The organism is Vibrio sp. Isolate33 (genome assembly GCF_022397895.1).
GTDB lineage: Bacteria > Pseudomonadota > Gammaproteobacteria > Enterobacterales > Vibrionaceae > Vibrio > Vibrio pomeroyi.
In genome coordinates, this window is sequence record NZ_JAKEUP010000024.1 from 48843 (window position 1) to 57595 (window position 8753).

Genomic DNA, 8753 nt, shown 5'->3' on the forward strand with positions numbered 1-8753 from the left:
TATAAAAACAGCAAGCTCATGGCTTGCTGTTTATGTATTTGGCCTATGGGTGGTCAAATACTCCTGTTGGTTCTTTATTTAGAACAAACGATTAAGTCCGTTAAGTGCTGCAACACGATAAGCCTCTGCCATCGTTGGGTAGTTAAAGGTGGTATTCACAAAGTACTCGATGGTATTCGCTTCACCTTTTTGCTCCATTATTGCCTGGCCGATATGGATGATTTCAGCAGCACGCTCACCAAACACGTGGATACCCAAAATCTCTTTGGTTTCACGGTGGAACAGAATCTTCAAGCTACCAATATCTTTACCGGCGATTTGAGCGCGAGCTAAGTGTTTGAATGAAGAACGTCCCACTTCGTACGGTACTTTCGCAGCCGTTAGTTCTTGCTCGGTTTTACCTACAGAACTGATCTCAGGGATGGTGTAGATACCAGTTGGGATGTCTTCAATAAGGTGGCGTTCAGCTTCACCTTTGACAATCGCTTGTGCAACGAATCGACCTTGGTCATAAGCCGCACTCGCTAGGCTAGGGTAGCCAATCACATCACCTACCGCGTAAACATGGTCCACATTGGTTTGGTAATTGGTGTTTACTGATACTTGTCCACGAGAATCCGCCTCTAAGCCAACCGCACCAAGGTTCAGTTTATCGGTATTACCGGTTCGGCCATTGGCATACAGTAGGCAATCCGCACGCATTTTCTTGCCGGATTCTAGGTGAATGATCACACCATCGTCCGTGCCTTCGATTTTCTCAAAGGTTTCATCGTTACGAATTACCACACCGCTGTTCCAGAAATGGTAAGAAAGCGCATCAGAAGTTTCGTTGTCTAGGAATGACAGTAGGCGGTCTCGAGTATTGATGAGATCGGTTTTGACACCTAAACCGCGGAAGATAGACGCGTACTCACAACCGATAACGCCAGCACCATAAATGATGATGTGTTGAGGATCGTGTTTAAGAGAAAGAATCGAGTCACTGTCGTAGACACGCTCATGCAGGAAGTCGACGTTGTCTGGTTGGTAAGGGCGAGAGCCTGTCGCGATAACAAATTTGTCTGCACTGTAATGTTCTTCAGTACCGTCACTTTGCATTACCGAGACAGTGTTGGTATCGATAAAACGTGCAGTACCAAATACCAACGTGCATTGGTTGCGGTCATAGAAGCCTTGGCGTAATCGAGTCTGTTTATCGATGACTGATTTCGCGTGCCCCAGAATGTTAGAGAACGTTGAGTGAATGCTTTTGTTGTTCTGACAAAACAGTGGGTTGTTATTGAATTCAATAATACGGCTTACGGCATGACGCAGTGCTTTGGAAGGAATGGTTCCCCAGTGGGTACAACCGCCACCAACGCTGCTCTCTTTTTCAATGATTGCAACGTTCAACCCGGCTTTGGTTAATCCCATCGCTGCCCCTTCGCCTCCGGGGCCACTACCAATTACGATTACATCAAAGTGGTTGGAGTGTGGCATAGATATCTTCCTTGTTATATTTGATTAACATTGCTTTAGCGAGATTTTAACTGATTCTGTTCTTGGGTACATGAAAAGGGCATCAGAGAGTCGGTGAGATCACGCAGTGTTACCGAAAAAATAATATTTGGTATGTCGTATGTCTCCAAATGACAGTGTGGATATTGAAATTTTTTCTTCGAACGTATTTACTTCGGTACGTGAACAAAGAGGCGTGTTGAGTGTCTTATATAACCAGAGTGCCTTATATAAATAAGTGATTCGCGTTATATTGAAGAGAGTATTAGACATGCCTGTTTAGGCTGTAAAAGAAGAAATTGATAAAGTATGAAACCAATGGGCATTCGCGCACAGCAAAAAGAAAAAACTCGTCGCAGCTTAATCGATGCAGCATTTAGCCAACTCAGTGCCGATCGTAGTTTTTCCAACCTAAGCTTGAGAGAAGTCGCTCGTGAGGCTGGAATAGCACCGACTTCCTTTTATCGTCACTTCAAAGATATGGATGAGCTTGGCTTAACCATGGTTGATGAAGGTGGCTTACTACTGCGCCAGCTCATGCGACAAGCTAGGCAACGCATAGTAAAAGAAGGCAGTGTGATTCGCACATCGGTTGAAACCTTTATGGAATTCATTGAAAGCAGTCCAAACGTATTCAGACTGTTATTACGAGAGCGCTCAGGAACCTCGTTTGAGTTTCGTGCGGCGGTAGCTCGTGAGATACAGCACTTCTCTGCTGAGTTAACCGAATATTTGATAACAACCGGCATGACACGAGACGAAGCTTTTACTCAAGCTGAAGCCTCCGTTATCTTGGTTTTCAACTCAGGGGCAGAAGCATTAGATTTAGATCGACGTCAGCGAGATGAACTGGCTGAACGCTTGATCATGCAATTGCGAATGATGGCCAAAGGGGCTTTTTGGTATCGTAAAGAACGTGAACGTAACCGATTAAAAGGCGGGATTGAATAATGTCGAATGAAAATAATACTGTAAACCGTGGTTCAGAAAGAAAGACACTCGTACTTGCTGTTATTGCCGGTGTGTGTGGTGATGCTCTGCTATCTTGGGTAACGATGAGCGAAGTGGGCTTCTCTATTTTCCCACTGATTGCTTTAGTCTTGGCTGTACAAGCACTTTACCAAGAGTACCTAACTAACCCAGTATCTGAAGATATTCCATTAGTAGGTTTAGCTTGCTTCTTTGTAGGTGCATTTGGCCATTCGGCTTTTGTGAAGGCACAACACCCTGACGCTGGCTCAAACTTCTTTGCGATTATTGTCGCGATGTTGCTTCTTGCATGGGTAGGTAAGAAACTAGGCTTTATCGGTAAAACCGCTTAAGCTGATTTAGAAATATAAAAAAACGAGCCAATGGGCTCGTTTTTTTGTATCTGCTGTTTGACTTAGATTTAGAAAGCGAGACTTACGCTTTACGCTCTAGGAATACGCCAGCTTCCATGTGGTGCGTGTAAGGGAACTGGTCAAATAGAGCAAAACGAGTGATATCGTGTGTTTCGCTTAGGATCTCTAGGTTCTCTTTCAACGTTTCAGGATTACAAGAGATGTACATAATGCGCTCGTAGCCTTGAACCATCTTGCAAGTATCAACATCCATACCTGAACGCGGTGGATCGACAAAGATAGTGTTGCAGTTGTAGCTCTTAAGATCGATGTTCGCTTGCTGTAGACGACGGAACTCACGCTTGCCTTCCATTGCTACGGTAAAATCTTCCGCAGACATACGAATAATCTGAACATTTTCAATCTTGTTGGCTGCAATGTTGTATTGCGCTGACTCTACTGATGGCTTCGCTAGTTCTGTTGCCAGTACACGCTCGAAGTTTTGTGCCAATGCTAATGAGAAGTTACCGTTACCACAGTACAGCTCAAGCAAGTCGCCTTTGCTGTCTTGAGTACAGTCGACAGCCCATTCCAACATTTTCTCTGCTACTTTTCCGTTTGGTTGAGTAAAGCTGTTTTCTACTTGTTGGTAGATGTAGCTATCGCCATTTACGTCTAGTTTCTCAATAACGTAATCACGGTCTAAAACGATCTTCATCTTACGAGCACGACCAATCAGGTTTAGATTGAAACCTTCATCGTTTAATTGCTGTTTAAGTGCTTTAGCATCTTGAATCCACTGTTCACCCAATTGACGGTGGTAAAGCAGTGACACCAAAATTTCGCCGCTTAGTGTAGAAAGGAAATCTACTTGGAATAGCTTGTGGCGTAGAGAATAGTTGTCCTTCATTGCATCGACTAACAAAGGCATTAAGTCGTTGATGAGACGACTAGCTGCAGGGAATTGGTCTACGCGGTATTTTTCTTTGGTCTCTTGATTGAACATGACGTAATACATATCGTCACCTTCATGCCACACACGGAACTCAGCACGCATGCGGTAGTGTTGTTCTGGAGATTCATACACTTCCAGCTCAGGCACATTATATTCTGAGAACATTTCAGTAAGACGCTCAGTCTTTTCTGCCAGTTGTTCTTGGTAGCGTTGCGGGTTTACATCTAAATTCGCCATTGTTATGCCTTTTGCTGTCGTGCTTTTAAATCAAGAGCGCAGATTTTATTCAATCACAGGCGCTTGTCCAGTGTTGAGAGCTAATCAGTGTAAATAGGCCATGAAAACTATAGCTTATAACTATCTTAGACTAGACAAATGATTCAGAGGTCAATACTATCTTCGGCAAGCTGGTGCCATTTAGATGTATAGATGGCTGAAGAGGGAATCTGGTGTGAATCCAGAACTGACGCGCAGCGGTAAAAGAGAACAAGTATTCATAAGACACTGCAAATAGCTTTTTGTGGGAAGTCGAATATAAGGTAACCATAAGGTTGTGCTCTTGAGTCCGAATACCTGCCAGTAGCTAAACCATAAGATGTGGTTTGGTAGGAATTTACGCGATTTAGGATAACAACATGAACAAATCCCTTTTAGCGATTGCTGTAGCATCGCTGCTTTCACCTATCTCCAATTTACACGCCCAAGAAGCCTCTGCCGACGAAACCATGGTGGTTACGGCTAACCGTTTTGAGCAAAGCACGGAAAGTGTTGTCGCTCAAGTAGAAGTAGTAACACGCCAAGACATCGATCGAATTCAAGCTAAGTCTCTAACAGATGTGTTTAGACGCTTAACGGGTATTCAGGTTTCACAAAATGGAGGCCGAGGACAGCAAGCTTCGATCTTTGTTCGTGGTGCTAACTCTGACCAAGTGCTTGTTCTCATTGATGGTATTCGTTTTGCGCGAGCTGCAAAGGGTGGTGTCGATTTTAGTCAGTTACCAATTACATTCGTTGACCGAGTGGAATACGTTCGAGGAGCTCGTGCCGCTATGTATGGCTCAGAAGCTATCGGCGGTGTTATCAACATTATTACTGTTGCAAACTCTGATAATGAAAAAACGGCGGTAAGTGCAGGTTTAGGAAGCCTAGATTACCAAGAGCTGAGCTTTGTTAGTGGTACTAAGGTCGGTGAAAATGGTCACTTGAACGTGTCTGTTGGTTATGATTCCGATGAGGGATACAACGTTCATCCAATGCCTGGAATAAATGATGGTGACCGCCATGGTTTTGAATCGCGCAACGCACTAATTGGTTATGTTCATAACTTTGATCAGCAATGGAGTGGTTTTGCTAACTTCCGCATGTTCGAGACTATCTCTCAATATGATGGTTCGTATGTTGATTATATTACAGGAGCACCTGTCCACTCTTACAAAGAGGCAGAAGTTCAGAATTCTACCTTTGCTGCTGGGGTTAAATATAGTGGCAGTGAACTTAAGTCTGATTTCCTCGTTAACTATCAGAATCAAGATAACTGGAACTACGAACAGTCTTTAGGCAAGAACTCAGCGTCAGCAACATCTGATGAGCTTGAACAGCTAAATGTTCAATGGGTGAATTCATACCAACTGACTTCGGCACTGACTCTAAGCGGCGGTGTAGATTGGCGTGATGAGGCTTATATTGTGAAGCCTTCGAATACTGAATATGACAGAACGAATGTTGCATACTTTGCAGCATTAAACGCTGATGCGGATAAAGTGTTTGGCGAACTGAGCCTTCGCGTGGATGACAATGAACAGTTTGGTGCCGAAACCACTTACAACACTGGGTTAGGCTATCGTTATGCTGAATGGCTTGTCGTGAAAGCAGCTTATGGCACATCTTTCAAGGCACCTAACTTATATCAACTATACAGCTACTACGGTAATGCACAGTTAGAAGCTGAAAAGGCAGATTCATTCGAGCTGACTTTTGGTGGCTTAATCAAGGATGTTGATTGGTCGATTACTGGCTATGACACGAACGTTGAAGACTTAATTGATTACAACTATGCGACAAATAAGTACTACAATACCGATGGCGAAAGCCAACTACGTGGTGTGGAAATGGTCGTTGGATTTGATACTAGCTTTATTAATCACCAAGTGAGCGCTAACTTCCAAGATCCAGAAGATCAATCTGGTGAGCAACTGATACGCCGAGCTAAGAAGATTTACAAGTATAATGCAGTGGCTAGTTTCGATGAGGTTGATGTTTCACTTGGTTACCAATATGTAGGTGAGAGACCGGACTTCTCTGAAGATCTCGCAGCGTATAGCTTGTTTGATGTTTCAGTGAACTACTATGCGAATGAAAACCTTACTTTAAATGGTCGAGTGGATAACTTAACTGACGAAGAATACGAGACTGCTGGTGGATACCCATCACCAGAGCGTACATATTACGTGAATGCTACTTACCAATTCTAATTAACACCTAAACCGCCTTCGGGCGGTTTTTTCTTATTGGGTATATCAATGAAAAAGAAAGTCGTCATAAGCTGGTCCTCAGGTAAAGACTCCACCTTAACCCTAGAGCGTTTGCTTGAGAGTATCGAGTATGAAGTTGTTGCTCTCTATACTACGTATGTTGGAGATGAAGTCCCCTTCCAGGTAACTCCTATTGATGTGGTTGCCATGCAAGCGCAATTAATCGGTTTGCCCCTCATCACCATAGAGCTTCCAGAAGTGTTCCCAAGCAATGAGATTTACCAAAGTACGATTGTCTCAGCATTGAAAGGGTCTGGCTTATCAATTGATGCGGTCGCATTTGGCGATATGTTTTGTAACGGAATAGCCGACTACCGAAAAAGCTATATAGAGCCTGCGGGTTGGGAGTGTGTATTTCCTCTTCTGGGAGAGAGTAGTCAGGTTCTAGCTAGTGAGATAATAAACAGAGGAATCGAAACCTTTCTCGTCACGGTTGATAGCGACGCATTGGATAAGAGCTACTGTGGACAGAAATACACGTCAGAACTAATAGACAGTTTACCGAGTCATGTCGATCCATGTGGTGAAGACGGTGAGTTCCATACCCTAGTCACGTCAGCGCCGTGTTTTAAAGGAAAGATTAAGATAGAGTTAGAAAATGTAGAACAAGGTGAGCGTTTTGTTCATCAACGCTATCAAGCTTGCATTATATAGAGTGAGGATTGGCGAAAACTAAGCGAAGGAGTATCATTGCAACGAAACTTATTATAGGTAATCGCTGTGTCGGATAGTCTACAAAAAAATATATTGGTCTTTGATTCTGGAGTGGGTGGTCTATCTGTATATAAAGAGATAAGTCAGTTACTACCGAATCATAACTATATCTATGTATTCGACAACGAGGCTTATCCTTATGGTGAACTCGACCAGCAAGTGCTCATTCGCAGAGTTCAAAGTATCGTGGCCAGTTTTGTGGCTAGTCACGCGATTGATATTGTAGTGATAGCTTGTAATACGGCGAGCACGATTGTCTTACCGACACTCAGAGCCAATAACCTTATCCCTATTGTCGGTGTTGTACCGGCAATTAAGCCTGCATCCCTGCTTGCTAATAAAGCGGTTGGTCTTATTGCTACTCCGGCAACGATCACTCGTCAATACACGCATGACTTAATCAAAAACTTCTCGAGTAATAAAAGAGTCGAGCTTTTAGGCTCTACTCGGCTGGTGGATATGGCTGAAGAGAAACTCAGAGGTGAGGCGATTAATCTTCAAGAGTTGCAGCAAATCCTTCAACCGATGCTCAATACTATTGATGTGGCCGTTTTAGGGTGCACACATTTCCCATTGATAAAGTCAGAGATTCAACAGGTCCTAGGTAGCAATGTTTTATTGGTTGATTCTGGTAAAGCGATCGCCAAGCGAGTGCAAGATTTATTGGATTTGGAAAGTGATAATAAAGAGGGGGGAGTACGTGAGGTTTTTTGTAGTGCACTTCCTAAAAAAGAAAGTGCACTAAATAGCATGTTAAAGCAGTTAGGGTTTAGCTCAGTTCAGATTCGTCCGCTTCAGGATGTTTAGGATCATTTGCAACACGTACTTTTAAAGTTCGTTGCATGTAATCTTTATCATTAAGGGCAGAGATTGCATGATTCACATCATTACTTGCCATAACAACAAATCCAAAGCCTCTTCTTTTACCAGTGCGTTTGTCTTTCATTAAACGCACCGCAAAGACTTCACCATGCTCTGAGAATAATTCACGCACATGTGATTCGTTTGCTTTGTATGGAAGGTTACCCACATAAAGTGTTTTTGTTGAAGCCTTAGGTTCTGAATCTGATTTTGAGTCGGTGCTTGAAAAGTTAACAACAAAAGCGGAAGCCAAGACACCAAGGATAAAGGTAATTGCAGGCGATATATCTACCTGAGAGAAAACAATGCCGCCTAGTACAGCCAGTGCGACAATTAACAACATCGATTTTTTTGAGTTCATATCAGAATACTACATATTAATAAACGAAATAGACGCATCTACCATTAACAAAATAGACACATGAATCTTACGTTCATGGCTTCCATTTTTCCAATGTATTGCTGTGATACGTCTCAAATGTTTAGTTTTTATTCGAAAAATGCGGATCTGGTGGCTTTTTAGGCGAACAAAACTTTTATTTCAAAAAGCCCTTGTGCTCCCCTTCAATCTCTCTATAATGCCGCCTCACCGACACGGAGTGAGACGAAAGTCGCACAGCGAAATCGGTAGAGAAAAAGAGTTTGAAAATAACCCTTGACTCTCAAAGTGGTGCAGGTATAGTACGCACCCCTAGCGACTGAGATGTGAATCACAAAACGCTAGAGCTCTTTAACAATTTAAACCTATCAATCTGTGTGGGCACTCGTTGATGAATATCAAAACGTTTTATCGTTAGATAAAACAGATTCTTCGGAATCAAAATGATTTCAATGAACTGAGTGACCAATACAAATAACCTCGGTTATTTGGCA

General features: G+C 42.9%; 8 protein-coding genes and 1 riboswitch. Of the genes, 5 read left to right on the plus strand and 3 right to left on the minus strand.

What is annotated here, in order from left to right; translation table 11 throughout:
* Positions 1–78 precede the first annotated feature (78 nt).
* A complete protein-coding gene (gene sthA, locus L1D37_RS22015) occupies positions 79–1479 on the minus strand; it encodes a Si-specific NAD(P)(+) transhydrogenase (RefSeq protein ID WP_102478815.1) in 1401 nt (466 codons plus the stop codon).
* Between the two features lie 327 nt (positions 1480–1806).
* Between sthA and fabR the strand changes: the two genes are divergently transcribed.
* Together fabR and L1D37_RS22025 are read left to right on the plus strand one after the other, a co-directional pair.
* A complete protein-coding gene (gene fabR, locus L1D37_RS22020) occupies positions 1807–2448 on the plus strand; it encodes an HTH-type transcriptional repressor FabR (RefSeq protein WP_010438693.1) in 642 nt (213 codons plus the stop codon).
* Positions 2448–2819, plus strand: a complete 372-nt coding sequence (locus tag L1D37_RS22025; RefSeq protein ID WP_017061049.1) for a YijD family membrane protein — start codon at positions 2448–2450, stop codon at positions 2817–2819. The genes fabR and L1D37_RS22025 overlap by 1 nt, the downstream gene beginning before the upstream one ends.
* An 82-nt stretch (positions 2820–2901) precedes the next feature.
* Here L1D37_RS22025 and trmA read toward each other — a convergent pair whose 3' ends face one another.
* Positions 2902–4011, minus strand: coding sequence for a tRNA (uridine(54)-C5)-methyltransferase TrmA (gene trmA, locus L1D37_RS22030; RefSeq protein WP_239849185.1), 1110 nt, complete (start codon positions 4009–4011; stop codon positions 2902–2904).
* A 154-nt stretch (positions 4012–4165) separates the two neighbouring features.
* Positions 4166–4370, plus strand: a riboswitch (cobalamin riboswitch).
* A 39-nt stretch (positions 4371–4409) separates the two neighbouring features.
* Here trmA and btuB point away from each other — a divergent pair.
* The 3 genes from btuB to murI are packed head-to-tail and all read left to right on the plus strand — an operon-like array spanning position 4410 to position 7826.
* Positions 4410–6245 (plus strand): TonB-dependent vitamin B12 receptor, encoded by a 1836-nt coding sequence (gene btuB, locus L1D37_RS22035; protein WP_239849186.1) that lies wholly within the window; start codon positions 4410–4412, stop codon positions 6243–6245.
* Positions 6246–6293: 48 nt separating this feature from the next.
* Entirely contained in the window at positions 6294–6959 is a 666-nt protein-coding gene (locus L1D37_RS22040) for an adenine nucleotide alpha hydrolase (RefSeq protein ID WP_239849187.1), read from the plus strand.
* Between the two features lie 60 nt (positions 6960–7019).
* Positions 7020–7826: a glutamate racemase gene (murI, locus tag L1D37_RS22045; RefSeq protein ID WP_239849188.1), complete on the plus strand. Its 807-nt coding sequence runs from the start codon at positions 7020–7022 to the stop codon at positions 7824–7826.
* Here the strand turns inward: murI and L1D37_RS22050 are convergent.
* Complete coding sequence (locus L1D37_RS22050) at positions 7789–8241, minus strand: RNA-binding protein (RefSeq protein ID WP_017061054.1); 453 nt, start codon at positions 8239–8241, stop codon at positions 7789–7791. The genes murI and L1D37_RS22050 overlap by 38 nt on opposite strands.
* Positions 8242–8753: the final 512 nt, after the last annotated feature.